At 69.5% G+C, this 25,701-nt stretch carries 27 protein-coding genes, 1 tRNA gene and 1 riboswitch; of the genes, 13 read left to right on the top strand and 15 right to left on the bottom strand.

The genetic code is table 11. The annotated features are described in order from the left end of the window. Positions 1–24: 24 nt before the first annotated feature. The 4 genes from NWFMUON74_RS33155 (at position 25) to NWFMUON74_RS33140 (ending at position 1,885) form a co-directional block, all read left to right on the top strand. On the top strand, positions 25–807 hold the full coding sequence (locus NWFMUON74_RS33155; protein WP_187685629.1) for an enoyl-CoA hydratase family protein: 783 nt from the start codon (positions 25–27) through the stop codon (positions 805–807). Between the two features lie 7 nt (positions 808–814). Further along, positions 815–1,444, top strand: coding sequence for a TetR/AcrR family transcriptional regulator (locus NWFMUON74_RS33150; protein WP_187685628.1), 630 nt, complete (start codon positions 815–817; stop codon positions 1,442–1,444). 104 nt (positions 1,445–1,548) lie between these two features. Further along, a tRNA-Glu gene (locus NWFMUON74_RS33145) sits at positions 1,549–1,621 on the top strand. 126 nt (positions 1,622–1,747) lie between these two features. Continuing rightward, the gene (locus tag NWFMUON74_RS33140) at positions 1,748–1,885 is read left to right on the top strand and encodes a hypothetical protein (protein WP_187685627.1); all 138 of its coding nucleotides are present in this window, start codon (positions 1,748–1,750) and stop codon (positions 1,883–1,885) included. A gap of 40 nt (positions 1,886–1,925) precedes the next feature. On the opposite strand, the gene NWFMUON74_RS33135 is transcribed toward NWFMUON74_RS33140, so the two are convergent. The 3 genes from NWFMUON74_RS33135 to thiD all read right to left on the bottom strand — a co-directional run bounded on the left by NWFMUON74_RS33135 (position 1,926) and on the right by thiD (position 4,703). Then, complete coding sequence (locus NWFMUON74_RS33135) at positions 1,926–3,209, bottom strand: bifunctional glycosyltransferase family 2/GtrA family protein (RefSeq protein WP_187685626.1); 1,284 nt, start codon at positions 3,207–3,209, stop codon at positions 1,926–1,928. 85 nt (positions 3,210–3,294) lie between these two features. Continuing rightward, positions 3,295–3,792 (bottom strand): nitroreductase/quinone reductase family protein, encoded by a 498-nt coding sequence (locus NWFMUON74_RS33130; protein ID WP_187685625.1) that lies wholly within the window; start codon positions 3,790–3,792, stop codon positions 3,295–3,297. Between the two features lie 65 nt (positions 3,793–3,857). Further along, the gene (thiD, locus tag NWFMUON74_RS33125; protein ID WP_187685624.1) at positions 3,858–4,703 is read right to left on the bottom strand and encodes a bifunctional hydroxymethylpyrimidine kinase/phosphomethylpyrimidine kinase; all 846 of its coding nucleotides are present in this window, start codon (positions 4,701–4,703) and stop codon (positions 3,858–3,860) included. 83 nt (positions 4,704–4,786) lie between these two features. On the opposite strand from thiD, the gene NWFMUON74_RS33120 reads away from it, so the two are divergent. Further along, positions 4,787–5,428, top strand: a complete 642-nt coding sequence (locus NWFMUON74_RS33120) for a TetR/AcrR family transcriptional regulator (RefSeq protein WP_187685623.1) — start codon at positions 4,787–4,789, stop codon at positions 5,426–5,428. An 80-nt stretch (positions 5,429–5,508) separates the two neighbouring features. Further along, on the top strand, positions 5,509–5,907 hold the full coding sequence (locus tag NWFMUON74_RS33115; protein WP_187685622.1) for a VOC family protein: 399 nt from the start codon (positions 5,509–5,511) through the stop codon (positions 5,905–5,907). A gap of 129 nt (positions 5,908–6,036) precedes the next feature. On the opposite strand, the gene thiC is transcribed toward NWFMUON74_RS33115, so the two are convergent. After that, positions 6,037–7,689, bottom strand: coding sequence for a phosphomethylpyrimidine synthase ThiC (gene thiC, locus NWFMUON74_RS33110; protein WP_187685621.1), 1,653 nt, complete (start codon positions 7,687–7,689; stop codon positions 6,037–6,039). Further along, a riboswitch (TPP riboswitch) is annotated at positions 7,683–7,810 on the bottom strand. It overlaps the preceding gene by 7 nt. Positions 7,811–7,877: 67 nt before the next feature. Next, positions 7,878–8,498 carry a TetR/AcrR family transcriptional regulator gene (locus tag NWFMUON74_RS33105; protein ID WP_187685620.1) on the bottom strand — a complete coding sequence of 207 codons (621 nt, stop codon included), beginning with the start codon at positions 8,496–8,498 and terminating at the stop codon, positions 7,878–7,880. A 218-nt stretch (positions 8,499–8,716) separates the two neighbouring features. Here NWFMUON74_RS33105 and NWFMUON74_RS33100 point away from each other — a divergent pair, with 218 nt between their 5' ends. Continuing rightward, entirely contained in the window at positions 8,717–10,543 is a 1,827-nt protein-coding gene (locus tag NWFMUON74_RS33100) for an acyl-CoA dehydrogenase (protein ID WP_187685619.1), read from the top strand. A gap of 70 nt (positions 10,544–10,613) precedes the next feature. After that, positions 10,614–11,252, top strand: coding sequence for a hypothetical protein (locus tag NWFMUON74_RS33095; RefSeq protein ID WP_187685618.1), 639 nt, complete (start codon positions 10,614–10,616; stop codon positions 11,250–11,252). A 6-nt stretch (positions 11,253–11,258) separates the two neighbouring features. Here the strand turns inward: NWFMUON74_RS33095 and NWFMUON74_RS33090 are convergent, their stop codons facing one another. The 3 genes from NWFMUON74_RS33090 to NWFMUON74_RS33080 are packed head-to-tail and all read right to left on the bottom strand — an operon-like array spanning position 11,259 to position 13,652. Then, on the bottom strand, positions 11,259–12,077 hold the full coding sequence (locus tag NWFMUON74_RS33090; RefSeq protein ID WP_187685617.1) for an exodeoxyribonuclease III: 819 nt from the start codon (positions 12,075–12,077) through the stop codon (positions 11,259–11,261). 32 nt (positions 12,078–12,109) lie between these two features. Continuing rightward, entirely contained in the window at positions 12,110–13,072 is a 963-nt protein-coding gene (locus NWFMUON74_RS33085) for an N-acetylglutamate synthase, CG3035 family (RefSeq protein WP_187685616.1), read from the bottom strand. Further along, a complete protein-coding gene (locus tag NWFMUON74_RS33080; protein ID WP_187685615.1) occupies positions 13,062–13,652 on the bottom strand; it encodes a peptide deformylase in 591 nt (196 codons plus the stop codon). Before NWFMUON74_RS33080 ends, NWFMUON74_RS33085 begins: the two co-directional genes overlap by 11 nt. A 147-nt stretch (positions 13,653–13,799) precedes the next feature. Here NWFMUON74_RS33080 and napA point away from each other — a divergent pair, with 147 nt between their 5' ends. From napA to NWFMUON74_RS33055, 5 genes are all read left to right on the top strand, one after another. Continuing rightward, a complete protein-coding gene (gene napA / locus NWFMUON74_RS33075; protein WP_187685614.1) occupies positions 13,800–14,120 on the top strand; it encodes a nucleoid-associated protein NapA in 321 nt (106 codons plus the stop codon). 39 nt (positions 14,121–14,159) lie between these two features. Beyond that, positions 14,160–14,726 (top strand): LytR C-terminal domain-containing protein, encoded by a 567-nt coding sequence (locus NWFMUON74_RS33070; RefSeq protein WP_232110724.1) that lies wholly within the window; start codon positions 14,160–14,162, stop codon positions 14,724–14,726. Positions 14,727–14,852: 126 nt separating this feature from the next. Continuing rightward, positions 14,853–15,569 (top strand): superoxide dismutase[Cu-Zn], encoded by a 717-nt coding sequence (gene sodC, locus NWFMUON74_RS33065; protein WP_187685613.1) that lies wholly within the window; start codon positions 14,853–14,855, stop codon positions 15,567–15,569. Positions 15,570–15,580: 11 nt separating this feature from the next. Then, positions 15,581–16,726: a glutamate--cysteine ligase gene (locus tag NWFMUON74_RS33060; RefSeq protein WP_187685612.1), complete on the top strand. Its 1,146-nt coding sequence runs from the start codon at positions 15,581–15,583 to the stop codon at positions 16,724–16,726. 128 nt (positions 16,727–16,854) lie between these two features. Continuing rightward, positions 16,855–18,156, top strand: a complete 1,302-nt coding sequence (locus NWFMUON74_RS33055; protein WP_187689569.1) for a phosphatase PAP2 family protein — start codon at positions 16,855–16,857, stop codon at positions 18,154–18,156. Here the strand turns inward: NWFMUON74_RS33055 and mnhG are convergent. From mnhG to NWFMUON74_RS33020, 7 genes are all read right to left on the bottom strand, one after another. Further along, the gene (gene mnhG, locus NWFMUON74_RS33050; protein WP_187685611.1) at positions 18,153–18,500 is read right to left on the bottom strand and encodes a monovalent cation/H(+) antiporter subunit G; all 348 of its coding nucleotides are present in this window, start codon (positions 18,498–18,500) and stop codon (positions 18,153–18,155) included. The two genes, NWFMUON74_RS33055 and mnhG, sit on opposite strands and share 4 nt — an antisense overlap. After that, a complete protein-coding gene (locus NWFMUON74_RS33045; RefSeq protein WP_187685610.1) occupies positions 18,497–18,757 on the bottom strand; it encodes a monovalent cation/H+ antiporter complex subunit F in 261 nt (86 codons plus the stop codon). The genes mnhG and NWFMUON74_RS33045 overlap by 4 nt, the downstream gene beginning before the upstream one ends. Beyond that, positions 18,757–19,305: a Na+/H+ antiporter subunit E gene (locus NWFMUON74_RS33040; RefSeq protein ID WP_187685609.1), complete on the bottom strand. Its 549-nt coding sequence runs from the start codon at positions 19,303–19,305 to the stop codon at positions 18,757–18,759. Before NWFMUON74_RS33040 ends, NWFMUON74_RS33045 begins: the two co-directional genes overlap by 1 nt. Beyond that, entirely contained in the window at positions 19,302–20,918 is a 1,617-nt protein-coding gene (locus NWFMUON74_RS33035; RefSeq protein WP_187685608.1) for a Na+/H+ antiporter subunit D, read from the bottom strand. Before NWFMUON74_RS33035 ends, NWFMUON74_RS33040 begins: the two co-directional genes overlap by 4 nt. After that, entirely contained in the window at positions 20,915–21,298 is a 384-nt protein-coding gene (locus NWFMUON74_RS33030) for a Na(+)/H(+) antiporter subunit C (protein ID WP_187685607.1), read from the bottom strand. Before NWFMUON74_RS33030 ends, NWFMUON74_RS33035 begins: the two co-directional genes overlap by 4 nt. Further along, positions 21,295–24,153 carry a Na+/H+ antiporter subunit A gene (locus NWFMUON74_RS33025; protein WP_187685606.1) on the bottom strand — a complete coding sequence of 953 codons (2,859 nt, stop codon included), beginning with the start codon at positions 24,151–24,153 and terminating at the stop codon, positions 21,295–21,297. Before NWFMUON74_RS33025 ends, NWFMUON74_RS33030 begins: the two co-directional genes overlap by 4 nt. Before the next feature lie 123 nt (positions 24,154–24,276). Beyond that, positions 24,277–25,620, bottom strand: coding sequence for a hypothetical protein (locus NWFMUON74_RS33020; RefSeq protein WP_187685605.1), 1,344 nt, complete (start codon positions 25,618–25,620; stop codon positions 24,277–24,279). Positions 25,621–25,701: the final 81 nt, after the last annotated feature.

Genomic DNA, 25,701 nt, shown 5'->3' with positions numbered 1-25,701 from the left:
GGACGATCGTGGAAGGGGAAGACGATGAGCGACACCGCCGAGACGCCGTTCGTGCGCTACGAGGTGGCCGGCGGGTTCGCCGTCGTCACCCTCGATTCGCCGCACAATCGCAACGCGCTGTCCTCGCGGCTGGTGCGGGAACTGCTGGCCGCGCTGCGGCGGGCCGGGGACGACGAGCAGGTGCGCGGTGTCGTGCTCACCCACACCGGCAACACCTTCTGCGCCGGTGCGGATCTGAAGGAGGCCCTCGACGCCGATCCCGCGGCCGCCGCGGACATCCGCACCCGGTGGATGATCGATGTGCTGCGCACGATCCTGGTATTGCCCAAACCCGTACTGGCACAGGTGAACGGCAATGTGCGCGCGGGCGGCATGGGCCTGCTGGCGGCCTGTGATATCGCGGTGGCCGGGCCGGACAGCAGCTTCGCGCTCACCGAGGCGCGCATCGGCCTGGCGCCCTTCATGATCTCGCTCACCCTGCTGCCGCGGATGAGCCCGCGCGCGGCCGCGCGCTACTTCCAGACCGGGGAGAGGTTCGACGCGGCCGAGGCGGAACGGACCGGGTTGATCACCCTCGCCGCCGACGATCCGGCCGCCGCGGTGGCTCGCCTGCGAAGCGAACTCCGCCAGGGCTCGCCACAGGGCCTGGCCGAGAGCAAGCGACTGGTCAACGCCGCGCTGCTGGCCGAATTCGACCGCAGCGCCGAGGAACTGGCGAAACGGTCCGCGAGCTGCTTCGGTACGCCCGAGGTGGTGGAGGGCATGACGGCCTTCTTCCAGCGCCGCCCGCCCACCTGGGCAGAATGAGCGGATCATGACTGCGCACCACGAATCGAAGCCGCACGAACCCAAGCAGGACCGCAGCCGCGCCACCCGGCAGCGGCTGCTCGAGGCGACCATCGACTGCCTGGCCGAGACGGGCTGGGCGGCGGCCACCGTGGCCGTGGTGGCCGAGCGGGCGGGGGTGTCGCGCGGCGCGGCGCAGCACCACTTCCCGACCCGGGAGGAGCTGATCACCGCCGCCCTCGAGTACATGTTCGACACCCGCATGGCGCAGGCCAAGGCCGAGGCCCTGGCCGTGGCCGAGATCGCCGAGGGCGCCGGGCGCACGGAGGCGGTGGTGAGCGGTCTGGTGGAGTCCTACACCAGTCCGCTGTTCAAGGCCGCCCTGCAGGTCTGGACGCATGCCGCCGCCGATCCCGCGCTGCGCGAGCGGATCGTGCCGCTGGAGGCGCGGTTCGGCCGGGTTTCCCATCGCATGGCGGTCGAGGCGCTGGGCGTCGACGACTCCGACCCCGTGGCCCATCACCTGGTGCAGGCCACACTGGATCTGGCGCGCGGGCTCGGTCTGGCCGATGTGCTCACCGACGACTCGGCCCGGCGCAAGGAGATCGTCCAGCAGTGGTCGGCCACCCTGCACACGGCGCTCACCACGCCCCGGTGAGCGCTCGGGCCGGCCGGCGATTTGGTCGGTGGGCGCGCGGCCGTTAAGCTTGCCGGGCCTCCCCGAGTGGAGGCACCGATCGCCCACCGTGGCGATCGAGTCCTGGCCCCGTCGTCTAGCGGCCTAGGACGCCGCCCTCTCAAGGCGGTAGCGCGGGTTCGAATCCCGTCGGGGCTACATCATGGGCCGTGCGTGTATCGCACGGTCCATTGTCGAAAAATTCGGTGTGCCCTTGGAACTCGTCCGCGTGCCGTACGGTCGAGGTAACAGGATCGCTCAGGTCTTGCCGAACAAAGGACCCTCATGTCCGACAAATCTCCGCGCCAGACCATGTCCAAGAAGTCCGGGAAGTCCCTCAAGGAGAAACGAGCGGAGAAGAAGATCAAGGCGGCCGATCGGTCGGGTATCGACGCCGCGACCGAGAACGGCAAGCGGAGGTAGCCGCCGGTGACCGTGCCCGCCGTCGCGGCGGGCACAGCCGTCATCGGTTCGTGTTCGAATTCACCTGCGGCGCAAGTAGTTCCGCTGTAGGTGTGGTGCCGCTTCCGGTCACCGCGTTGCGGAAGACCCAGCGCAGTGCGACGAAACGCGACAGCGTGGCCACGGCATTGGCCACCACGAGGACGACCAGTTCCAGATGCACCGGCGCGTCGGGCGCCCAGCGGTGCAGCGCGAACAGGGAGCCGCCGGTCAGCAGCCAGGCGAAGGCGAAGATCAGCAGGCCCTGAATGTGATGTGACACAACCGAATTCGAACCGCGCACGCCGAAGGTGAAGGCTCGGTTCGCGGCGGTGTTGGCGATCGCCGTGAGCAGCAGCGCCAGGAAATTCGCCGCCTGCGGGCCCGCGAACGGCTGCAGGATCACATACAGCAGCATGTAGGCCAGCGTGGAGGCCACCCCGATGATGGCGAATCGCACCAGCTGGCCCACCATCCCCAGCGGGACGCCGTCCACCAGCGGCTCGCGGCCGATCGCCGCCCGCAGCTCGTTGATCGGCAGGGCGCCGGTGGCCAGGCCCCGGCCCACCCGCCACACGCCCAGCAGATCCTTGCGGGCGGTGTCGACGATGTCGACGCGGCTGTCCGGGTCGTCGATCCAGTCGACCGGCACCTCGTGGATGCGCAGCCCGGCCCGCTCGGCGATCACCAGCAGCTCGGTGTCGAAGAACCATTCGCCGTCCTGCACCAGCGGCAGCACCCGGCGCGCGACATCGGTGCGCATGGCCTTGAATCCGCACTGGGCGTCGGAGAATCGAGCCTGCAGCGACGCCCGCAGGATCAGGTTGTAGCAGCGGGAGATGAACTCGCGCTTGGGCCCGCGCACCACCCGCGACGACTTCGCCAGCCGGGTGCCGATGGCCAGATCCGAATGCCCGGACACCAGGGGCGCCACCAGCGGGAGCAGGGCGTTGAGATCCGTCGACAGGTCCACATCCATGTAGGCGACGACCTGCGCGTCGGAGGCCTCCCACACCGCGCGCAGCGCGCGGCCCCGGCCCCTGCGGTCCAGATGGACCACCCGCACCTCCTCGAGTTCGTCCGCCAGCAGGTGCGCGACCTGCAGCGTGCTGTCGGTGGATGCGTTGTCGGCGATGGTGATTCGCGCCGAGAACGGGAATCCGGCCCCCAGGAAGGCGTGCAGCCGCCGCACGCACACCCCGAGGTCGCGTTCTTCGTTGTAGACGGGAATCACCACGTCCAGTACCGGTGTCACCAGAGCACCGGCCGGTTCCGCCGCCGGAGCGGCCGTCGCTGTGTCGGTCATGACATCGAAGATCGGCCACCAGCCTGCGGCACGGCTGCGCCCGCCCTGGGAGGTTCCTGGGAGCGCCGGGGCGCGCCGCGCGCCCTCAGATCACATCGCCGAGTTCCAGAACGACCAGCGGCATCGGCCGATCGGTCTTGGACTGGAAGTCGGCGAGCAACGGGTTCTCGGCCAGTACCCAGGCCGCGAACTCGTCGTAGGCGGGGCCTTCCAGTACCCGCCCGCGGCCGCTGTAGGTCTTGCCACCCAGCTCGATGGTGACCCGGGGCTCGGCCTTGATGTTGTGCCACCACGCCGGATAACGGTCCTCGACGAACGAGCTCACGTACATGGTGTCGCCGCGATACATCACGCCCAGCGGAACCGTATGCGGCTTACCGCTTTTCGCGCCGGTGGTAGTGAGCAGCAGCAGGGTCGCGCCTTCGTACGCGCCGCCGACCTTGCCGTCGTTGGCGCGGAACTCGTCGATGACGGGGGCGTTCCAGTTCGCGATGTCCGCATCGGTGTGCAGTTGGTTCCACGGCGCGTCCGGGTCGTCGTAGGAGGTGATTTCCTGCTGGGCCGGCTGTTCGTTGTTGCTCATAAGAGAAGTATCGACGGGGATTAGGACAACTACTGTCACTTCTCCATCCGGAACTTCGGGAAGGGTCACATTCCGGACAGTCGCCACAGTGGAGACACCGGGCCGTGGCCAGCGCCGAGCGGATAGGCCGCCTTCAGGCAGCGGGTGGTCCACTCCTTGGCGAAGGCGATCGCTTCGGGCACCTCGTAGCCGTGGGCCAGCGCGCACGCGGTGGCCGCCGCGAGGGTGTCGCCGCCGCCGTGGTCGTCGCCGGTCTCGATGCGCGGGGCGGACAGTTCGTGGAACTGGTCGCCGTCGAACAGCAGGTCGGTGCTGAAGTCGGAGGAACGCAGATGCCCGCCCTTCACCACCGCCCACTTCGGTCCGAGGTCGTGCAGCGCCTCGGCGGCATTGCGCGCGGTGCGGTCGCCGGTGACCTCGATGCCGGTGAGCAGCCGCACCTCGTCCAGGTTGGGGGTGACCACCGTGGCGAGCGGAATCAGGGTGTGCCGCAGGGCGTCCAGGGCCGAGGCGTGCAGCAGCGGGTCACCGTGCATGGACGCCGCCACCGGATCGACCACCAGCGGGATCGATCCGTCGCGGCCGATGCCCACCTCGCGGCAGACCCCGGCGACCGCCTCGATGATCGCCGTGGAGGCCAGCATCCCGGTCTTGGCCGCGCCGACGCCGATATCGCCGACCACGACGCGCACCTGATCGGCGACGGTCTGCGGCGGGATCTCGTGAAAAGCGCTGACACCCAACGAGTTCTGCACGGTCACCGCCGCCACCGCGACGCACGCGTGCACGCCCAGCAGGGCCATGGTGCGGGAGTCGGCCTGGATACCGGCGCCGCCGCCGGAATCGGTTCCGGCGATGGTGAGCGCGCGGACGGGCGTCCGGCCCTCGGGAGTCAATGGCAGCAATCTCACGACATCACCCTACGATCCGGCCGTTTCGGGCGGTTCGCCAACTTTCAGAACGGATCATTCCGTTTCGGTGCTACGCTGTGCCCATGGCGAAGACAGCCGACTCCCGCAAAGCTCTGCCCGGACGCAAGGCGCAGGCCGCCCGCAACGACGGGATCATTCTCGACGCCGCTCGCGCGGTGTTCCTGGCCGATGCGAGCGCCCCGATCGCCGCGGTCGCCGAGCGCGCGGGTGTGGGGATCAGCGCGCTCTACCGCCGCTATCCGAGCAAGGAGGTACTCCTGCGCACGCTCTGCTACGACGGGCTGCGCCGCTACAACGAGGAAGCGGCCGCGGCCCTGGAGCTGAGCGACGACTGGGCGGTGCTGGTCGATTTCCTGCGCCGGGTGGTGGACGCGGACGTGCACTCGCTGACCGTCCGGCTGGCCGGCACCTTCACCCCGGACGAGTCGATCCTGCCCGAGGTGCGGCGCGCCGGAACCCTGAACGACGAGATCCTGCGCCGCGCCCGCGCGTCCGGCCGCCTGCGCGCGAGTGTGACCACCTCGGATTTCGGCCTGATCCTGGAGTCGTGCGCGGCGATCGCCCTGCCCGACTCCGAACGCACCGCGCAACTGCGCCGCCGCGTGCTGGCGCTGCTGATCGACGGCCTGGCCGCTACGGGCGAATTGCCCGGCCCCCCACCGGAACCCGGCGAATTCGCCGACCGCTGGCGACCGCGCGGTTGACCCGGTGTCGCGGCGATGAATTCGGCCCCGATACACCGTCGACAGTGATGCCAGGAGTACGCAGACGAAAGGGAACACCAGTGAACTGGACACTCGAGGTAGTCATCGTCCCGGTCGCGGACATCGACCGCGCCAAGGAGTTCTACCGCGACAAACTCGGCTTCGCCGTCGATCACGACACCGCGATCGGTGACGGGTCGCGCATCGTCCAGCTCACCCCGCCGGGCTCGGGCTGCTCGATCGTCATCGGGGAACGCGGCTTCGCGAAGATGGAACCCGGCTCGGTGAAGGGCCTGCAACTGGTGGTCCCCGACCTGCCGAGGGCGCGGGAGGAACTCCTCGAGCGCGGATTCGATCCCGGCGACATCCAGAGGGTAGCGCCGAGCCCCGACGGATCCCTCGACAACGTCGGCTTCCTGTTCTTCGACGACCCGGACGGCAACAGCTGGGGCATCCAGCACATCTCCGCCCGCGCTTGAATTCTCCTGCCGCGCATGGCCCGCGCTCGAATTCTCCTGCCGAGCATGGCTTTCCATCGGCCCGGGGGAAGTCGGGGCCAGGCGGGACCCCGGCCTCCACAGGGCCGACGGAAGCTTGCGGGGGAGGTGCTACGACACGATCGGCAGATAGACCGACTTGCCCGCCTGCGCGAACTCCTCGGACTTCTCCGACATGCCCGCCTCGATCGCCTCGACATCGGTCAGCCCGTGCCGCTCCGCGTATTCGCGCACATCCGCCGAGATGCGCATCGAGCAGAACTTCGGCCCGCACATCGAGCAGAAGTGCGCCGTCTTCGCCGGTTCGGCGGGCAGCGTCTCGTCGTGGTACTCGCGGGCGGTGTCGGGGTCCAGCGACAGGTTGAACTGGTCGTGCCAGCGAAACTCGAAGCGCGCCTTGGACAGTGCGTCGTCGCGCTCCTGGGCGCGCGGGTGGCCCTTGGCGAGATCGGCGGAATGCGCGGCGATCTTGTAGGTGATCACGCCCGTCTTCACGTCGTCACGGTCGGGCAGGCCCAGATGCTCCTTCGGCGTGACGTAGCACAGCATGGCCGTGCCGGCCTGCGCGATGATGGCCGCGCCGATCGCCGAGGTGATGTGGTCGTAGGCGGGGGCGATGTCGGTGGCGAGCGGTCCGAGGGTGTAGAACGGCGCCTCCTCGCACAGCTCCTCCTCCAGCCGCACGTTCTCCACGATCTTGTGCATCGGCACGTGGCCGGGCCCCTCGATCATCACCTGCACGCCATGGGATTTCGCGATCTTGGTCAGCTCCCCGAGGGTGCGCAGCTCCGCGAACTGCGCCTCGTCGTTGGCGTCGGCGATCGAGCCCGGTCGCAGGCCGTCGCCGAGGGAGAAGGTGATGTCGTAGCGGGCCAGGATCTCGCACAGCTCCGCGAAATTCGTGTACAGGAACGACTCCCGGTGATGCGCCAGGCACCACGCGGCCATGATCGACCCGCCGCGGGAGACGATGCCGGTGACGCGCTTGGCGGTCAGCGGCACGTAGCGCAGCAGCACCCCGGCGTGCACGGTCATGTAGTCCACGCCCTGCTCGGCCTGCTCGATCACGGTGTCGCGGTAGATCTCCCAGGTCAGCTGGGTCGGATCGCCGTTCACCTTTTCCAGCGCCTGGTAGATCGGCACGGTGCCGACCGGCACCGGCGAATTGCGCAGGATCCACTCGCGGGTCTCGTGGATGTTCTTGCCGGTGGACAGGTCCATGATGGTGTCGGCGCCCCAGCGGGTGGCCCACACCATCTTCTCCACCTCCTCGGCGATGGACGAGGAGACCGCCGAGTTGCCGATGTTGGCGTTGATCTTCACCGCGAACTTCTTGCCGATGATCATCGGCTCGGACTCGGGATGGTTGTGGTTGGCCGGGATCACCGCGCGGCCCGCGGCCACCTCCTCGCGCACCAGTTCCGGCGAAACACCCTCGCGGGCAGCGATATACCGCATCTCGGTGGTGACGATGCCCTGCTGTGCCCAGGCCAGCTGGGTGCGCGGCCCGGCCACGTCCGGCTTGGTCCAGCCGTCGCGCAGCTTCGGCAGCCCCGCCTCGACATCGATGGTGGCGGTGTCGTCGGTGTACGGGCCCGAGGTGTCGTAGACGTCGAAGTGCTCGCCGTTGGTCAGGTTGATCCGGCGGACCGGAATGCGCAGCGCGGTGCCGTCCGCGTCGACCTCCTGGTAGTGCTTGACGCTGCCCTGGATCGGGCCGGTCGTGACGGTGTCGACGGTCGTCACGGCATGCTTCGATGGCATTGAAGAATCCTCCCTACGCCGGCATTACCCGGTCAGGTTCGAACGGTCGACGGCCCTGATTCGCCCGCATCGGGCTAGCCGTCCTCTCAGCCCGCTGGTGCGAGCCCCCGTAGGCATGTGCAGTTGTCTCGGCCGAGGGTACATGCCACCGCCGATTCGCGCGGCCGGACCGTGCGGATCGTTCGCCCTCAGGCGTCGCGCAGGGCCCGGTACACCGCGGCGCCGACGAACGCGCCCAGATCCTGCGGCGTCCAGGCGCCGTCGCCGGTCAGCAGGGTGCGAACCGCCCCCTCGCCCGCCGAGACCCACAGTTCGACCAGGGCGGGGAGTTTGCGTTCGGCCTCGGCGGTGCCCCAGGCGTGCAGGGTGGGGCGCAGGCGGCGGGTGCAGCGCTCCACGGCCAGGCGGCGGCCGCGCCCGAACGAGCTCGCGACGGCCGGATCGGGGTTGCCGTACAACAACTTCCAGGTCTCGGGCCGCGCGGCCACCGTCTCCAGCAGGGCCCGGAAGCCCTCCACGAACACCTCTTCGTCGGCCTCCACCCGCCGCCGCGGCAGCGCCGCGATGATGCCGCTGATCAGATACGACTCCTCGCGCTGGAGCAGCGCGTCGATGAGTTCGACCCGGTCGGCGTAGCAGGCGTAGACCACCGGGCGGGTGACGCTCATGCGCTCGGCGACGGCGGCGATGGTGATGGCCGCGATGCCGTCCTCGACGGCGATCCGCAGGGCGGCGTCGAGCACCTGCGGCCGCCGCCGTTCGGGCCCGAGATGTTGCGCACGCGGCCGCACCGCCGAATCGGAACCCATGCGGACCAAGATATCAGCGGGAATGCCGCCGACTGCCGCATCGCTGCGAGCGCAATCCGGCACATCTCTGGCAAATAGGCAGTTGGCTGTGGCGACGTCGGCAGCAGCCTACGGTTGCGTAACCGGACAGCCGTACGGCAACCTCCAGGGACAACATCAACGGCGTGTGCGCGGAGCCGGCACACGCTGCTAATCGACCCAGTCGAGGAGGCCGGTCCGTGTCGCACTACAAGGCGAACCTTCGGGATATCGAGTTCAACTTGTTCGAGGTGCTGGGAATCGGGGCCCTGCTGGACGCCGGCGCCTACGGCGATCTGGACACGGAGACCGCGCGGGGGATGCTCACCGAGGTGCTGCGGCTGGCGGAGGGCCCGGTCGCCGAGTCCTTCGTCGATGCCGACCGCAACCCGCTGCAGTTCGACGCCGCCGAGCACGCGGTGATCGTCCCGGACTCGCTGCGCAAGACCGTCGCCGCGGTGAACGAGGCCGGCTGGTCGGCCCTGGGCATGCCCGAGGAGATGGGCGGGGTCACCGCGCCCTCGGCCCTGGTCTGGGCGACGCAGGAAATGCTTGTCGCCGCGCACAATTCGGCGAGCTTCTTCAACATGGGTCCGCTCATGCACACCGTGCTGTTCCACGAGGGCACCGCGGAGCAGCAGCGCTGGGCCCGGCACGCATGGGAGAACCGCTGGGGCGGAACGATGGTGCTCACCGAGCCCGACGCCGGGTCCGATGTCGGCATGGGCCGCACCAAGGCGACCCGGCAGCCCGACGGCACCTGGCACATCGAGGGCGTGAAGCGCTTCATCTCCGGCGGCGACCTCGGCGACACCGCCGACAACATCATCCATCTCACCCTGGCGCGCCCGGAAGGCGCGGGCCCCGGCACCAAGGGCCTGTCGCTGTTCGCGGTGCCGAAGTTCCTGTTCGACCGGGAGACGATGGCGCTCGGCGAGCGCAACGGCGTGTACGTCACCAACCTCGAGCACAAGATGGGCATCAAGTCCTCGCCCACCTGCGAGCTGACCTACGGCGGCGCGAAACCGGCCGTCGGCTACCTGGTCGGCGAGGTGCACAACGGCATCGCCCAGATGTTCAAGGTGATCGAGAACGCGCGGATGATGGTGGGTGTGCTCTCGGCGGGAACGCTGTCAACCGGATACCTGAACGCGCTGGAGTACGCCAAGACCCGTGTGCAGGGCGCGGACCTCACCGAGATGACCGACAAGACCGCGCCGCGCGTCACCATCACCCACCACCCCGACGTGCGCCGCAGCCTGGCGACGCAGAAGGCCTACGCCGAGGGCCTGCGCGCGCTCTACCTCTACACCGCCGCCTACCAGAACGATGATGTGGCACAGGCGAACTTCGGCGCGGACCCGGAACTGGCGGCACGGGTCAACGATCTGCTGCTGCCGATCGTCAAGGGCTGTGGATCCGAGCGCGCCTACGAGACGCTCACCGAATCGCTGCAGACCCTCGGCGGGTCCGGGTATCTGCAGGACTACCCGATCGAGCAGTACATCCGCGACGTCAAGATCGACTCGCTGTACGAGGGCACCACGGCGATCCAGGCGCAGGACTTCTTCTTCCGCAAGATCATTCGCGACAAGGGTACGGCGCTCGCGCACGTGGCCGGGCTCATCCAGAAGTTCGCCGACTCCGGCGACGCCCGGCTCGAGCGCGAGCGCGAGCTGCTCGGTGCGGCGCTGGCGGACGTGCAGGCGATGGCCGCCGCGCTCACCGGGTATCTGATGGCGTCGCAACAGGATCCGGCGGAGATCTACAAGGTCGGCCTCGGCTCGGTGCGATTCCTGTACGCCACTGGCGATCTGGTGATCGCCTGGCGGCTGCTCGAGCAGGCGGCGGTGGCGCAGGCCGCGCTGGACGCCGGGCCCTCGGAGCGCGACCGCCACTTCTACGCCGGAAAGATCGGCGTCGCTTCGTGGTTCGCCAAGAACAAGCTGCCGCTGCTGAGCGGCGTGCGCGCGGTGGTGGAGAACCTCGACAACGACATCATGCGGTTGGACGAAGCCGCGTTCTGAAGCCACCGTTCCCGATTCGTGACACGTTCGACGGTTACGGCGCGCCCGGGGTTGCGGGTACAACTACCGCATGGTCTTTCCGGTGAGCTTCGGCTGGATCCAGGCCCTGCTGGTGGTGCTCTTCGTCGTCGCCGTGGTGCTCCTGATCAGCGCGGTGGTGAGGGCACGCAGGGTCGGCTGGCGGGCGCTGGCCGGGCGCGGCGCCGGGGCGCTGGTGCTGGTGCTGGTGGCGGTGGTCATCCTCTGGGTGACCACCCTGCTGCAGACCTACCTCGGGCTGACCGGTGAGGTGAAGGCCGCGCACGTGGTCGCGACGCCGGTCGACGGCCAACCGCACACCCTCGATATCGAACTGACGCTGTACGGCGACGGCAATCACGACGACCGGCACGAGAAGCACCGGGTCGAGGGCGACCTGTGGGTGTTGCAGGCCAATATCGTCGAACTCGAGCACTGGGTGAACACACTCGGTTTCCACTCCGGCTATCAGGTGAGCCGCCTGTTCGGCGAGCGCTTCGACGGCGAGGCGACCAAGCAGAACCACATCTTCCTCAACGGCAACGACCGGGATTTCTACCGGCAGATGCAGCAGAACACCTGGTACACCAAGCCGTTCGTGCGCTCGGTGTACGGCAACGCGGTGGTGGCCGCCGCGGGCACCTACGACGTGTTCATCTCGCAGGACGCCATCAAGACCCGCCCGGCCTGACCCCGGTTATCGGTCGGCGAATTCGGCGACCACCGGGGCATGGTCGCTGGGCGCCTTGCCTTTGCGCTGTTCGCGGTCGACCGTGGCGTCCGTGGTGCGTGCCGCCAGCGCGGGGGAGGCGAGGATGAAGTCGATGCGCATGCCCTCCTTGCGGGGAAAGCGCAACTGCGTGTAGTCCCAGTAGGTGTACACGCCGGGGCCGGGCGCGAAGGGCCGCATCACATCGGTGAAACCGGCCGCGGCGATGGCGTTGAAGGCGTCCCGTTCCGGTTGGGAGACATGGGTTCTGCCGCGGAAGAACTCCGGCGACCAGACGTCGGCGTCGGTGGGCGCGATGTTCCAGTCGCCGACCAGCGCGATCTGCGCGGCGGGGTCCTCGGCCAGCCAGCGGGCGCCGGTATCGCGCAGTGCGGCAAGCCATTCCAGCTTGTAGGCGTAGTGCGGGTCGGTCAGCGTGCGGCCGTTCGGCACGTACAGGCTCCACACCCGCACGCCGCCGCAGGTGGCGCCGATGGCGCGGGCCTCCACCACCGGAGCGGCGAGCAGCGACGTCTCGGCGTCCTTGTCGAAACCGGGCTGTCCGGGGAAGGCGATCTCGACCTCGTCGAGGCCGATTCGGGAGGCGATCGCCACCCCGTTCCACTGGCTGAATCCGACGTGCGCGACCTCGTAGCCGGCCGCCTCGAACCGTTCCGCCGGGAACTGGTCGTCGCGGCACTTGGTCTCCTGGAGGGCCAGCACGTCGATATCGGCCTGATCGAGCCAGCCGACCACCCGATCGAGCCGGGAACGAATCGAATTCACGTTCCAGGTAGCCAACCGCACCGGATGTTCTCCTTGCCTGTGCGCGACCCGGTTCAGGCCGGGGCCGCGTAGCGATAGTCGTGGTGGTCGACGAAGCCCATCTCCCGGTACATCGCCTGTGCCCCCGTATTGTCCACCGCCACTTGCACGTAAGCGTGGGTTGCCCCGTGCCGGTGACCCCAGCGGACGAGTTCGGCGCAGATCAGCGTGCCCAAGCCGTGGCGGCGGTGCGGGGCGGCCACCGCGACGCAGGTCAGCCCGACCCAGCGGCGGCCGTCCGGAGCGGTGGTGACCGCGCCGCGCCCCACCGCCAGCGCCGTGGGCAGACCCAGTGCGGCGAAACCGATCTCGCCGTCGCGCACCGCGGTCAGCACCGCCTCGTCCGGCCGCGGCGGCGCCACCGGGACGGTGTCCTCGCCCTGGAACCGGTACAGCTCCAGCCAGCCCGCGTGCGGCCTCGCGTCGACCCGCACCATCGACGGGCCCTGCGGCAGGACGAAATTGTCGATATCGATGGCCAGTACGCGCGTCTCGCCCCAGGTCCGCCAGCCGGGCGGCACGGGAGCCAGCCGGTCGGGCAGCCGCAACTGCAGCGGCAGCCCCTGGCCGGTGTACCACTCGCCGATGCGGCGCAGCGTCTCCGGATGGAGCTGCGCCGGGGACTCCGAACTACCCACCGGCACCGCGGAATTGGCGCGATTGGTGTACCCGTGCCCGGCGGCGAGCACCCAGCCGTCGATCAGGGCGCGGTCGATACCGGGCCAGCCGTCGCAGGCCGCCGCCTCCAGGGCGCGAATCTCGCGGGTGCGAATCGGCCTGGGCCCCAATGGTTTCAGCGCCACCACGCGATCGGCGGCGATGGCCACCGTCTGGCCGTCGGCGGTGCGCACGGTCGGCGGATCCAGCGCCACCAGTTCGCCGATCAGATCGGTGAACCGCTCGGGATAACCCTCCGGCAGCCGGTACCGCACCACCACTCGCCGGCCGGGCGGAATGCCGGGCGGGTCAGTCGTCATGCCCGAACGGATCCGGCACGGTGCCCGGGATCCAGCTCAAACCCGGTACGCCCCAGCCGTTTCGCTTGATCGCCTTCTTCGCCGCCCGCGCGTTGCGCCCGACCAGCACGTCCACGTAGAGGAAGCCGTCGAGATGGCCCACCTCGTGCTGCAGCATGCGGGCGAAGAATCCCTTGCCCTCGATGTCGACCGGATCGCCGTGCTCGTCGGTCCCGGTGACGCGCGCCCACTCGGCGCGGCCGGTGGGGTACTGCTCGCCCGGCACGGACAGGCAGCCCTCCTCGTCGTCGTCGGGATCGGGCATGGTCTCGGGGATCTCCGAGGTCTCCAGCACCGGATTGATCACCGCGCCGCGCCGCCGGTTCATGCTGCCGTCCGCGCCGATGTCGGGGCAGTCGTAGACGAACAGCCGCAGCGGCTCGCCGACCTGATTGGCCGCCAGCCCCACGCCGTGCGCCGCGTCCAAGGTCTCGTACATGTTCGCGATGAGTTCGGCGAGTTCCTCCGGTGACCTGGTGACCTGCTGGGTCGGATGGTGCAGAACCGGATCGCCGACGATGCGGATCGGAAGAATCGCCATGGTCGGTCACTTTACGCGGGGCCTCGAATCGGACGCGGTGACGGACACGTCGGCAGTGCCGACACGCCGTGCGACGCAGCGGGCATCGCCGTCGTTCATGGTTGAATGAGCGTCGAGTCGTCAGTTGTAACTCGGCGAGGGAGCGATATGGACAGCGCAGCGGCACGAAATCTTTCCGCAAGCGAGGACAGCTCTTCCACGGGTGCGGCGGTCGCCGGCGAACTCTCCCGCCGCGAACTCGACATTCTCGATTTCGAGCGCAAGTGGTGGAAGTACGCGGGTGCCAAGGAGGAAGCCATCCGCGAGCTGTTCGATATGTCGGCCACCCGCTACTACCAGGTCCTCAACGCCGTCGTCGACAAGCCCGAGGCGCTGGCCGCCGATCCGATGCTGGTGAAGCGGCTGCGACGGCTGCGGGCCAGCCGGCAGAAGGCCCGCGCCGCCCGGCGGCTGGGCTTCCAGGTGTGATGCGGGCGTGCGCGCCCGCCTAGGACTAGGGTCGACCAGGTGAGCAACCCCAATCCGCCCTCCGGTGGACCGCCGCTGCGAGCGCTCGCGATGGTCTTGATCGCATTGGCCATCGTGTTCGCCGGCCTCGGCGCGATGTCGCTGTCGAGTTCCGACTCCTCCGCCTCGGACACCGAGACTCAGGGACAGGCGACCCAGGGGCAGGCCACCAGCACCACGACGTCCAAGCCTGCCGTCACCACCACCTCGACCGCCGCCGAAACGACCACCGGCACCACGTCGTCCACCACGACGACGACCACCGCTCCCACCACGACACCGGCCGCGGCGAAGTCGGTGCCCGTGCACGTACTGAACAACAGCACGGTCGCGGGCCTGGCCGCGCGCACCGCGGGTCAGCTTTCCGCCGAGGGCTGGAGTATCGCGGAGACCGGCAACTATCCCGGCGGCGTCATCCCGAAAACGACTGTCTACTATGGTAATTCGCCGGGCGAGCGGGACGCGGCCGAGCAGATCGCCGACGAACTCGGCGTCTCGGCGGAGCCGCGATTCGCCGGGATCGCGAGCAATCCGCCCGGTGTGATCGTCATCGTCACAGGGAACTGAACGGTCGTCTCTACCAACCCGGCCCCACGGCTCCACGGCGTAACGGCTCTGGCATCATCTTGACCGGTAACGAATTCGTACCCGCGGCACTACTCGTAAACTCGGTACTCGTAAAGGAGTTCCCCGATGGCCCCCTCCACAACTCGTCGCCCGTCCTGGCGGACTGTGACCCCGGTGCTGGCGGTCGCGGTGTTCGGCCTCGCGGCCTGCACCAACAGCCAGGAATCGAGTGACGTCAAGGGGACCACACCGCCGGTGTGGACGGGTTCGGCGGCGCCGGGCGGCGAGGCCACCGGCACCGGCGAGCACGGCGGCAGCGGGCACGGGCGCACCGAGCACAGCGCCACCCCGGGCGAGTCGGTCTCGGCGCAGCTCAAGGATCCCGCCGGGGCCCAGGTCGGCACCGCGTCGGTGGTCAAGTCGGGCAGCCACCTCGAGATCACCGTCGAGGCGCACGGCCTCAAGCCCGGCTTCCACGGCCTGCACGTGCACTCGGTCGGCAAGTGCGAGGCGAACTCCACCGCGCCGTCCGGCGGCCCGTCCGGCGACTTCCTGTCCGCGGGCGGGCACCTGCAGGTGGGCGACCAGAACGCGCACCCGGCCAGCGGCGATCTGACCTCGCTCGAGGTGCGCCAGGACGGCACCGCCAAACTCGTCACCACCACCGACGCCGTGACACTGGACGAGTTGAAGGGCAAGGCCCTGATGATCCACGCCGGAGCGGACAACTTCGGCAACGTCCCCAGCCGATACACCCAGGCCAACGGCACCGCCGGCCCGGACGCCGAAACACTGGCGACCGGTGACGCGGGCGGCCGGGTGGCCTGCGGCGTCATCGGGTAGGCGCGGTTGCCATGGGCGGGGCAGGCGTAGGAAAAGTCCACTGGAACAGCTCGCCCCGCCCCACGCTGGGGGTCGAGTGGGAGATCGCGCTCGTAGACAAGAACACCCGCAACCTCTCCAACACCGCCGCTGCGGTCTTCGACACCGTCGGTGACCTGCGCGCCCACGACGGCACCCCGCAGGTCACCAAGGAGCTGCTGCGGAACACCGTCGAACTGGTCAGCGGCGTGCACGACACCGTCGGCGAGGTGGTCGACGACCTCAGCGGCACGATGGACGCCGTGCGCAGCGCCGCCGACGCGGTCGGGGTGGACCTGTTCTGCGCGGGCACCCACCCGTTCGCCCAGTGGTCGACCCAACAGCTCACGCGCACAGCGCATTACGACGAACTCATCGAACGCACCCAGTGGTGGGGGCGGCAGATGCTGATCTGGGGCGTGCACGTGCACGTCGGAGTCTCGCACCCGGAGAAGGTCTTTCCGATCCTGAACTCGCTGCTGCTGTCGTATCCGCATCTGCTGGCGCTGTCCGCGTCCTCGCCCATGTGGGCCGGCATCGATACCGGATACGCCAGCAACCGGGCGCTGATGTTCCAGCAGTTACCCACCGCCGGTCTGCCGTTCCAGTTCGAGAACTGGTCGCAGTTCGAGGGTTTCGTGCACGACCAGATGAAGACCGGGGTGATCGAGCAACTCGGCGGCATGCACTGGGACATCCGTCCCGCGCCGAAGTGGGGGACCATCGAGGTCCGGGTGTGCGACGGAATCCCCACGCGCCTGGAGCTTTCCGCGATCGTCGCGCTCATCCACTGCCTGGTGGTGGACCTGGACCGCCGGGTCGAGGCGGGGGAGACGCTGCCGACCATCCCGCCCTGGCATGTGCAGGAGAACAAGTGGCGCGCAGCACGTTACGGCCTGGATGCGATCATCATCACCGATGCCGAGAGCAACGAACGCCTCGTCACCGACGACCTGTCGGAGCTGTTGAACCGGCTCGAGCCGGTCGCCAAACAGCTCGGCTGCGAGAAGGAGCTGGCCCTGGTCGCGGAGATTCCGCAGCGCGGCGCCTCCTACCAGCGGCAGCGGCGGGTGGCCGCCGCGGCTCAGGGTGATCTGGTGGCCGTGGTCGACGCCCTGGTCAAGGAGCTCGACAACTAGCACCGGCCGGTGGTCGGTCGTTCAGCTACTCGGCGGGGTGGCGTTCATCGCCCGTTTACTATGGTCGGGTGTTACTCGACGACCCGCGTTCCGACTTCGGTGGTGACGCTCGCCGCGGCCGGATCCGGATGCCGTCGACCCGGGCCCGGATCGCTTTCGCCGTCGCGGCCGTGCCCGTGCTCCTGATCGCGTTGCAGATAGTGGCCTCCCGCAACGGTTTCGAGGGCCCGCTGCACAGCCTGTGGTCGGATTACGCGGGGACGCCGAAGTCGGTGTCGGTGCCGTGGGCGGGTCTGGCGCTGGCGCTGGTCGGATTGTCGTGGCGGCGGCGGTTGTGGACGGTCGGGATCGCGGTGGCGATCGATGTGGTCTTCGCGCTCGTGCGGGTGCTGCTGGGCGGATCGCTGACCGTCGGCAACGGCGCGGTGATCACGCTGACCGGCGTGGCGCTGGTCGCCTGGTTGCGCTGGGAGGGCACGGTCCGGCGCAACGCGCTGCACGCCGCTGCGCTCGGCGCGCTGCTGATCCTCGCCACCAAGGTGGGCGACGTGTGGCTGCACGTCACCGTGCTGGCCGGGCCGGACGTGCTGGACCGGTATGTGCTGCTGGCCGATCACGCCTTCGGCCAGCCCTCCTGGGTGCTCGGTCAGGTCGTCGGCGCGCTCGGCCCGGTGGTGTACGCGGTGCTGCACTGGGTCTACATCGAACTGCCGGTCGCGGCGATGGTGGTGGCGGCGTGGCAGTTGCGGCGGGTGGCCTCGGCCGGTGTCTGGCCGAATCACTATCTGGTGCGCACCTTCCTGGTGCTCGGGTTGGTCGGGCCGGTGGTGTACGTGCTGTTTCCCGTGGTCGGGCCGATGTTCGCGTTCGGCCCCGACGGACACGGCCTGCAGGTGGGCGACTACTGGCCCCGGATCGTGCCGCCCGTCGATCACCACCCTGTGCCGCTGGCCTTCGACACCGTGACGCCCCGCAACTGCATGCCCTCCATGCACACCGCCTGGGCCACGTCGGTCTTCCTGCATTCGCGCCGCGCCGCCGACGGTTCCCCCGCGCCGCGCTGGCTGCGCTGGGGCGGTGCGTTCTGGCTGGCGGCGACCCTGACCGCGACCCTCGGCTTCGGCTACCACTACGGCGCGGACCTGCTCGCGGGCGCGGTGCTGTGCCTGACCGTCGAATCCGCCCTGCGCGCGCCCGAACGCGGCTGGGATCGCGCTCGCGTCCGGATGGTCGGCGGTGGTCTCGCGCTGCTGGCGGCGCTGCTGCTGTGCTACCGCTACCTGGCCGGGTGGATGGCCGAGTATCCGGTTCCGGCCGGTGTCGTGGTGCTCGGTGCCGTCGCCGCCTTCTGCTGGTTGTTCTACGCGACGTGGTTCGCGCGCATCCCGGAACGTGCCGACGTGCCCGAACCCGCGGCGCGACAGGCTTAGTCCACGTCGTCACCGAGTTCGTTGATCAGCAGCAGACCGTCACGGTCGCGCTGCTCGCGATAGGCGGTGCGGCCCAGCAGATGGGCCACGGCCGGAATGGTCAGCAGGGTGAACAGCCCGACCAGCAGCAGCATCCACACGTTGCCGTGGCCGCGCAGCTGGATGGTGGCGCCGATCAGAACCAGCACCAGGCCGACCACCTGGGGTTTGGTGGCGGCGTGCATGCGCGAGAGGGTGTCGGGGAAACGCACCAGCGCGATCGCGGCGGTCAGCGCGAAGGCGGCGCCGAGCACCATCAGACCGAACGACAGCCAGCGCAGCGCGGTATCGAGCCAGCCCGTCATCGGTCGTCCCGCACCCGGAACCGGGAGACCGCGGCCGAGCCGAGGAATCCGACCAGCGCCAAGGCGACGATGCCGGGGAGCACGGCGGTGTCGTCGCTGTAGGCCGCCCACACCGCCAGGCCCGCGGCGGCGATGCCGATGATCGAGTCGATGGCCACCACGCGGTCCAGGGTGCCCGGCCCGGCCAGGACCCGGTAGCCGGTCAGCAGGGCCGCGGCGACCAGCAGTACTCCGGCGATCAGTGCGACGACCGTCATCAATCCTCCTCGGAAGCGATTGCGGCGCTCGACGACTCGTGCCATTCGCCCGGCCGTTCGAAGGACTGGATCAGCAGCCGCTCCACCCGGCGGGTGACGCGATAGAACTTCTCCACCGCCGCCTCGCTGCCCACGTCCAGCACGTGCACCCAGACGGTGTGCGTGGACCGGTCCAGCTCCAGCACCATGGTGCCGGGAATCATGTTGAGCACGTCGGTGCACAGCACGAAGACCAGGTCCGAGCGGATGGACATCCGCACCCGCAGCACACCCGACACCGGCGCACCGGCCGGCCGGACCGCGAACCAGGCGATCTGCAGGCTGGATTCGAGCGCGTAATACGAAGCGACGACGATCAATTCGAGCAGCGACAGCGGATGCAGCCGCCCCGAGACCGGCACCCGGGGCAGCGGCATCGCCAGCATGATCACCGCACCGATCGCCAGCCCGGCCAGCGTGTTGGCCACGCTCAGATCGCCCCACAGCGCCGTGTAGACGAGCGCCAGCCACAGCAGCACCCCGATCCGGACGACGGTTTCGCGGCTCACCGGTCGCCTCCCGCCCGCCACGAATCCGGCGTTCCCAATACGGTTTCCAGGTACCGGCCCCGGTCGCTCAGCTCGTCGGCGGAGCGCGCGGCGATGCCGAGCACCGGGCCCGCGAACGCGGTGAGCGACAGACCCACGGCGAGCAGCGCGACGGTGGGCGCCAGCATCAGGCGCGGCATGCGGCCGGGATCGACACGGTCGTCGAACAGCACGTCGGTCGATTCCTCGATCAGCCCCGAGGGCGCCGCGTCGGCCAGGTTGCCCTCGGGCGCTTGCACCCGCGGCCGCCAGAACGCCTTGCTCCACACCCGCGCCATCGCGTACAGCGTCAGCAGGCTGGTCACGATCGATCCGGCCACCAGCACCCAGGCCAGCACGCTGCCGTCGGCCACGCCCGCCTGCAGCAGCGCCGTCTTGCCGATGAAGCCCGACAGTGGCGGAATGCCACCGAGATTGAGCGCCGGAATCCCGAACAGCAACGCCAGCGCGGGGCTGGCGGCGAGCAGGCCGCCGAGCCGGCTCAGCGACGCCGACCCGGCCTGCCGCTCGATCAGGCCGACCACCAGGAACAGCGTCGTCTGCACCAGGATGTGGTGGGCCACGTAGAACACCGTGCCGGTGAGCCCGGCCGCGGTGTTCAGCCCGACCCCGAACATCAGATAGCCGATGTGGCTGACGAGGGTGAACGACAGCAGTCGTTTGATGTCGCTCTGCGCGATGGCGCCGAGGATGCCGATCAGCATGGTGAACAGCCCGCACACCAGCAGCACGTTGTCGAAGCTGTCGGAGGGGAACAGCAGCGTGTGCATCCGGATGATCGCGTACACGCCGACTTTCGTCAGCAAGCCCGCGAAGACCGCGGTGACCGGGGCCGGCGCGGTGGGGTAGGAGTCGGGCAGCCAGTTCGACAGCGGGAACACCGCCGCCTTGATGCCGAACGCCACCAGGAGCACGGCGTACACCGCACTGCGAATCCCGGTGGGCACCTCGCCCATTCGCACCGACATGTGCGCCAGGTTCAGGGTGCCGGTGGCCGCGTACGCCAGCGCGATGCCGGTGAGGAAGATCAGCGACGACACCATCGACACCATCACGTACGACACCCCGGCCCGCACCCGGTCCGCGCTCGCGCCGAGGGTGAGCAGCACGAACGACGCGGCCAGCAGCACCTCGAAACCGACGAACATGTTGAACAGGTCACCGGCCAGGAAGGCGATCGAAACTCCCGCGCTCAGAATGAGATACGTCGGCTGGAAGATCGAGGTGGGCTGGCGCTCGGTGCCGTCGCTGATGCCCTGCCCGACGGCGAACACCAGCACCGCCAGCAGCACGATCGACGACACCAGCAGCATGGCCGCCGACAAACGGTCCACCACCAGCGTGATACCGATCGGGGCGCTCCAGTGGCCGACCTGCAGCGCCGCCATCCCGTCCCGGTCGGCCAGGTAGAGCAGCAACCCGGCGATGACGACCACCGCCGCCAGCGCGGCGATAGAAATGATCTGCTGCACACGCGGTTTGCGCCCGACGATCAGCGTGGCCGCGGCGGTCAGCAGCGGAATCAGCACCGGCAGGGCGGTGAGGGCGGGCATCAGGCCGGGGGCGAGGGTCATTGCTCGGGGTCCTCGCCCTCGCGGCGCGCGGCCACCTTCACGTCCTCCGGGTCGTTCTCCACGCGCTCGCTGGTGGTCAGGGCGTAGGCGCGGTAGGCCAGCGCGAGCACGAAGGCCGCGAGGCCCATCGTGATCACGATGGAGGTCAGCACCATCGCCTGCGCCAGCGGGTCGGCCGAATCCCGTTGGATCCGATCGGTCTGGCCGAGGATGGGCGGGCGGCCGTCCGGTCCGCCGAGGGTGAGGATGAGCAGGTTCACCGCGTTGCTGAACAGGATCATCCCCAGCAGCATCTTCGACACCGCGCGCTCCAGCAGCAGATAGACGCCGCACGCGGTGAGGACGCCGACCAGGACGAGCAGGGTGAGGTTCGCGGTCATCGGGTCTCCCTCGTCGATTCCCCGGTCCGCGTGGAGATCGTCGCGATCGCGGGCCCCTCCGTGTCCAGCCGCGCGCCGAGGCTGCGCAACGCGTCGAGCACCAGGCCCACCACGATCAGATACACGCCCAGGTCGAACAGCAGGGCGGTGACGAACTTGACGTGCCCGAGCAGTGGCAGCGTCACCTCCACGATCGCCGACGACAGCGGCGGCGCGCCGAGCAGCAGCGAACCGGTCGCGGTGCCCGCCGACAGCGCCAGCCCCGCGCCGAGCACGTGGCCCGCGTCGACGGGCAGGGCCTCGGCCAGCTCGTAGCGGCCGCCAGCCAGATAGCGCAGGACCAGCGCCAATCCGGCGGTGAGCCCCCCGGCGAACCCGCCGCCGGGTGCGTTGTGCCCGGCGAAGAAGAAGTACGCGGACAGCACCATGAGTGTCGGGAACACCAGCCGCGTCGTCATCGCCAGCACCATCGAGCGGTGCCGCGGCGCGAGGAGCGGGGACGCGGGCAGCCAGTAGGCGCGGTCCGGGTCGGGGGTGTAGCCGGGCGCGTCGGCCACCCGGGGCAGCGTGCCGAAACGGCGGCTGCGGAACATCAGCGACGCGACCCCGGTCGCGGCGACCACCAGCACCGAGATCTCCCCGAGGGTGTCCCACGCGCGGATGTCGACCAGCAGCACGTTGACCGCGTTCTTGCCGCCGCCGAAACCGTAGGCCGCCTGCGGGATTCGGTGCCAGATCGGTTCGGTGCCGCGCGAGGCGGTGGCGAAGGCCGCGAGCACCGCGACCGCGGCGCCCACCAGCGCGGCCAGCAGCGCGCGGCGCGCCTTGAAGGCGGTGGCGCGGTCGGGTTCGATCTCGGCCGGGAACTTGCGCAGCACCAGCACGAAGATCACCAGGGTCAGGGTTTCCACCAGGAACTGGGTGAGCGCCAGATCGGGCGCGCCGTGCAGTGCGAAGATCACGCCGCAGCCGTAACCGGTGACGCCGACCAGCAGCACGCTCGCGAGGCGGTTGCGCATCACGGTGGCGCCGATCGCCATCGCCACCATGATGAGCCCGATGATCAGCTGCAGCGGAGAATCCCACAGCCGCAGGCCAACCCGGGTGCGGGCACCGAACGCCAGCATGGCGGTGGGCAGCACGGTCAGCGTGATCAGGATGAGCGCCTGGTTCAGTGGCAGCGAACCGCGTTGCGTCGCACCGGTCATGCGCAGCGACAGCTGGTCCATCGCGCGCAGCGTCCTGTCGTAGACGCGGTCGGCGTTGCCCAGGCGAGGACGGGCCGTTTCGCCGATGCGGTCGCGGATCTCGAAAAGCACCAGGCCGCAGGCGATCACGATCATGGTGAGGGTCAGCGGGTGCCCGAAGCCGTGCCACAGCGCCAGATGGGTGGGCTCGCCGCCGGGCAGCGTCTCGGCGTAGGGCCGCAGCAGCCGGTCCAGCCACGGCGCGGCCGGGCCCGCGGCCAGGCTCGCCACCGCCAGCAGGGCCGCGGGGGCCACGAACACCGCCCCGGGCGGATGCCAATCCGGTTGCGGCTCCGGCGCTCCCACCGCCACCGACTTGGAACCGAAAGCGCCCCAGAGGAATCGCAGGCTGTATCCGACCGTCAGCATGGAGCCGACCACCACGCCGGTGCCCACCGCCAGCTTGGCCGGGGCGCTCAGGTTGTCGGCGGTGAGAATCGCGCCCAGGGCGCTCTCCTTGCCCACGAAGCCCAGCAGCGGCGGGATTCCGGCCATGCTCGCCCCGGCCAGGATCGCGGTACCGCACAGCACCGGCGCGCGGCGACCCAGCCCGGAAAGCCGTCGCAGGTCCCGGGTTCCGGCGCTGTGGTCGATGATGCCGACCACCATGAACAGGCACGCCTTGAACAGTGCGTGCGCGACGAGCATCGTCACCCCGGCCAGCGCCGCGTCCGGCGTGCCGATCCCGACCAGCGTGACCAGGAACCCCAGCTGACTGACCGTGCCGAAGGCCAGTACCAGCTTCAGATCGGTCACCTGCAGCGAACGCAACCCGGCGAGCAGCATCGACACCAGGCCCAGCGTGAGGATTATCGGATGCCAGGGCGCACTGGCCGCGAACACCGGCGCCAGCCGGGCCACCAGGTAGATACCGGCCTTCACCATCGCCGCCGCGTGCAGGTAGGCGCTGACGGGGGTGGGCGCGATCATCGCGCCGGGCAGCCAGAAGTGCAGCGGGACGATCGCCGACTTGCTCAGCGCGCCGACCAGGATCAGCACCACGGCGACGCAGGTCGTCCAGTCCCGCGGATCCGCGCGGGCCAGCATCTCCGAGAGCAGATAGGTGTCGTAGCGCTGCCCGATCGCGATGATGCCGACCAGCATCGTCAGCCCGCCCGCGGCCGTCACCAGCAGGGCCTGCAGCGCCGCGCGCCGCCCGGCGATCTGCTCGGCGTGATGGCCGACGAGCAGGAACGACAGTACCGTCGTCGCTTCCCAGAAGGTGAACAGCACCAACATGTTGTCGCTGATCACCAGCCCGAACATGGTCCCCGCGAAGGCGATCAGATAGCCCGCGAAGATGCCCAGCCGCTGCCGGTCGTCATCGTCGAAATAGCTCGCGCAGTAGGCGAGGATCAGCGCACCGATGCCCAGCACCAGCGCCGACATGATGGCGGCGAGCGAATCGAAGCGCAGCTCCAGGTCCATGTGGATGCCCGGCGCCCAGCCGATCCGCAGTTCGCGCCCGCTGTTCCAGTTCGCGACGACCCAGCCCAGGCTCGCCAGCGGCACCAGCGCCAGCAGATAGAAGGCCCGTCGGCCCAGCACCCGCACACACGGCGGCGCGAACAGGGCCGCGGCGGCATGGGCGAGCAGGACTGCGAGCAAACTTCACTCCGTCGGTCGGCGGCGGGGTGTGCGCAGTCGATACTACTTCGGCCCTTATGGGATTCACGGCTGCCGAGGTTATGGCGTCGAACATGTTCGAGGCCCCCGGCTATATATCTGCAATCACAGTGGGTCGCGGTCGTCCGGGCGCTCGGCGGCGTCGGCCACCCGGGTGACCGTGGGTGCGCGGAGTCGCCGCAGCGCGATCAGCCCGACCAGACAACCCACCGTGATCGCGAGGGCCGTCCAGTGCGGGACCGGCGAATCGGTGGCGGGCACCTGGCAGACGTACCAGCGACCCGCGTCGGCCGTGGCGGTGTCGAGGTCGCCCCGGTCGGCGTGGTACCGCAGCGCCAGCACCACCGACGGCACGAACACGATCGACACGCCCAGCACCCGCGTGGGGTTGTAGCGGGGCGCGGCGCTGCCGAAGCTGTAGCCGGTGACGAGGGTCAGTGCCACCGCGATGATCGCGTTGCGGACCCGGTTGTGGTCGTGGCCGAGGGTGACCATGCAGCTCGACGCCAGCGCGGTCGTCAGCAGCAGTGCGAGCACCGGCCCCGGCCGCCGGAAACCCAGCACGATTCCCAGCGCCAGCAGCACCATCAGCGGCGCGGCCGACCAGCCCGGCAACCAGGACGGCATGATCGCGCTGCCCACCGCCGCCAGCGCGATCGCCAGCAGCACCAGGGTGCCGTCGCGGCGGGGCAGCAGGATCGCGGCGACGAACCCCGCGACGACGGTGGCGCCGACGCTCAGCGAGATGTCGAAGATGCTGCCCGGGTGGCTGGTCAGCCATTCGGTGCCCGCCAGCGTCGCCACCACGTACACCAGGCCGGCCACGATCGGGGCCATCGGCAACTCCACGGAACGCCGCTCCACCTCGGTCTTGTGCCGATTGACCAGCGTGCCCACCCCGACCAGCAGCACCGTCACCGCGATCAGCCACGGCGGCGGCCAATCGACCGCGGGCCAGCGCCCGTAGCGGTTCGGATCGCCGAAACCGTCGCCGTGCTGCACCGGCAGCGCCGCGCCCACCACGATGCTGCCCAGCGCGCCCAGCGTCCAGCCGAAAACCTGCAGCCGCCCGTGCAGGACGGCCGTCGCGATCCCGCCGAGCAGGATCCCGCCCGCGATCGCGTCGACGAAGTTCACCGTGGCCAGCGAGGCGTCCGGACCGCTGTGCGCCCCGACCAGATGCGTCACCAGCAGCAGCACGGCACCGCACAGCGCCGAACCCCACGCCGCCAGGCCGTGATTGACGGTCGTGGCGAACACGGCGACGATCAGCCCGATGACGGCGCCGGCGGCGATGGCGTGCGGCAGGCTGTGCGCGAGCAGATCCAGTTGCAGCGGCGAGGCGCCCGACGTCCACGTGAAGTCGATCGGGAGCATCAGCGACATCCCCGCAACCAGGGTTGCGAGACCCGCCGTCACCGTCTCGAACACCGCGGCCCTGGTTCGCACCAGCTGAAAATACCCACGATCAAGGTCACATAGCCGCAGACCTGCCGGACATCATGACGTTCCATCACGCCACCTGCCGGG

Origin of the sequence: Nocardia wallacei, assembly GCF_014466955.1 — a bacterium.
In the GTDB taxonomy this organism is placed as follows: Bacteria; Actinomycetota; Actinomycetes; order Mycobacteriales; family Mycobacteriaceae; genus Nocardia; species Nocardia wallacei.
This window is presented reverse-complemented; position numbering and strand designations above follow the sequence as displayed.

Bases quoted from the DNA above. Each gene is read 5' to 3' on its own strand.
- NWFMUON74_RS33080 (WP_187685615.1), bottom strand. From the start codon at position 13,652: ATGGCGATTCTTCCGATCCGCATCGTCGGCGATCCGGTTCTGCACCAT.
- NWFMUON74_RS33120 (WP_187685623.1), top strand. From the start codon at position 4,787: ATGGCGAAGACAGCCGACTCCCGCAAAGCTCTGCCCGGACGCAAGGCG.
- NWFMUON74_RS33045 (WP_187685610.1), bottom strand. From the start codon at position 18,757: ATGACGGTCGTCGCACTGATCGCCGGAGTACTGCTGGTCGCCGCGGCC.
- thiC (WP_187685621.1), bottom strand. From the start codon at position 7,689: ATGCCATCGAAGCATGCCGTGACGACCGTCGACACCGTCACGACCGGC.
- NWFMUON74_RS33085 (WP_187685616.1), bottom strand. From the start codon at position 13,072: ATGACGACTGACCCGCCCGGCATTCCGCCCGGCCGGCGAGTGGTGGTG.
- NWFMUON74_RS33135 (WP_187685626.1), bottom strand. From the start codon at position 3,209: ATGACCGACACAGCGACGGCCGCTCCGGCGGCGGAACCGGCCGGTGCT.
- NWFMUON74_RS33130 (WP_187685625.1), bottom strand. From the start codon at position 3,792: ATGAGCAACAACGAACAGCCGGCCCAGCAGGAAATCACCTCCTACGAC.
- NWFMUON74_RS33060 (WP_187685612.1), top strand. From the start codon at position 15,581: ATGGGCGGGGCAGGCGTAGGAAAAGTCCACTGGAACAGCTCGCCCCGC.
- NWFMUON74_RS33105 (WP_187685620.1), bottom strand. From the start codon at position 8,498: ATGGGTTCCGATTCGGCGGTGCGGCCGCGTGCGCAACATCTCGGGCCC.
- NWFMUON74_RS33030 (WP_187685607.1), bottom strand. From the start codon at position 21,298: ATGACCGCGAACCTCACCCTGCTCGTCCTGGTCGGCGTCCTCACCGCG.
- NWFMUON74_RS33055 (WP_187689569.1), top strand. From the start codon at position 16,855: ATGCCGTCGACCCGGGCCCGGATCGCTTTCGCCGTCGCGGCCGTGCCC.
- mnhG (WP_187685611.1), bottom strand. From the start codon at position 18,500: ATGACGGGCTGGCTCGATACCGCGCTGCGCTGGCTGTCGTTCGGTCTG.
- NWFMUON74_RS33155 (WP_187685629.1), top strand. From the start codon at position 25: ATGAGCGACACCGCCGAGACGCCGTTCGTGCGCTACGAGGTGGCCGGC.
- NWFMUON74_RS33095 (WP_187685618.1), top strand. From the start codon at position 10,614: ATGGTCTTTCCGGTGAGCTTCGGCTGGATCCAGGCCCTGCTGGTGGTG.
- NWFMUON74_RS33140 (WP_187685627.1), top strand. From the start codon at position 1,748: ATGTCCGACAAATCTCCGCGCCAGACCATGTCCAAGAAGTCCGGGAAG.
- napA (WP_187685614.1), top strand. From the start codon at position 13,800: ATGGACAGCGCAGCGGCACGAAATCTTTCCGCAAGCGAGGACAGCTCT.
- NWFMUON74_RS33150 (WP_187685628.1), top strand. From the start codon at position 815: ATGACTGCGCACCACGAATCGAAGCCGCACGAACCCAAGCAGGACCGC.
- NWFMUON74_RS33035 (WP_187685608.1), bottom strand. From the start codon at position 20,918: ATGACCCTCGCCCCCGGCCTGATGCCCGCCCTCACCGCCCTGCCGGTG.
- sodC (WP_187685613.1), top strand. From the start codon at position 14,853: ATGGCCCCCTCCACAACTCGTCGCCCGTCCTGGCGGACTGTGACCCCG.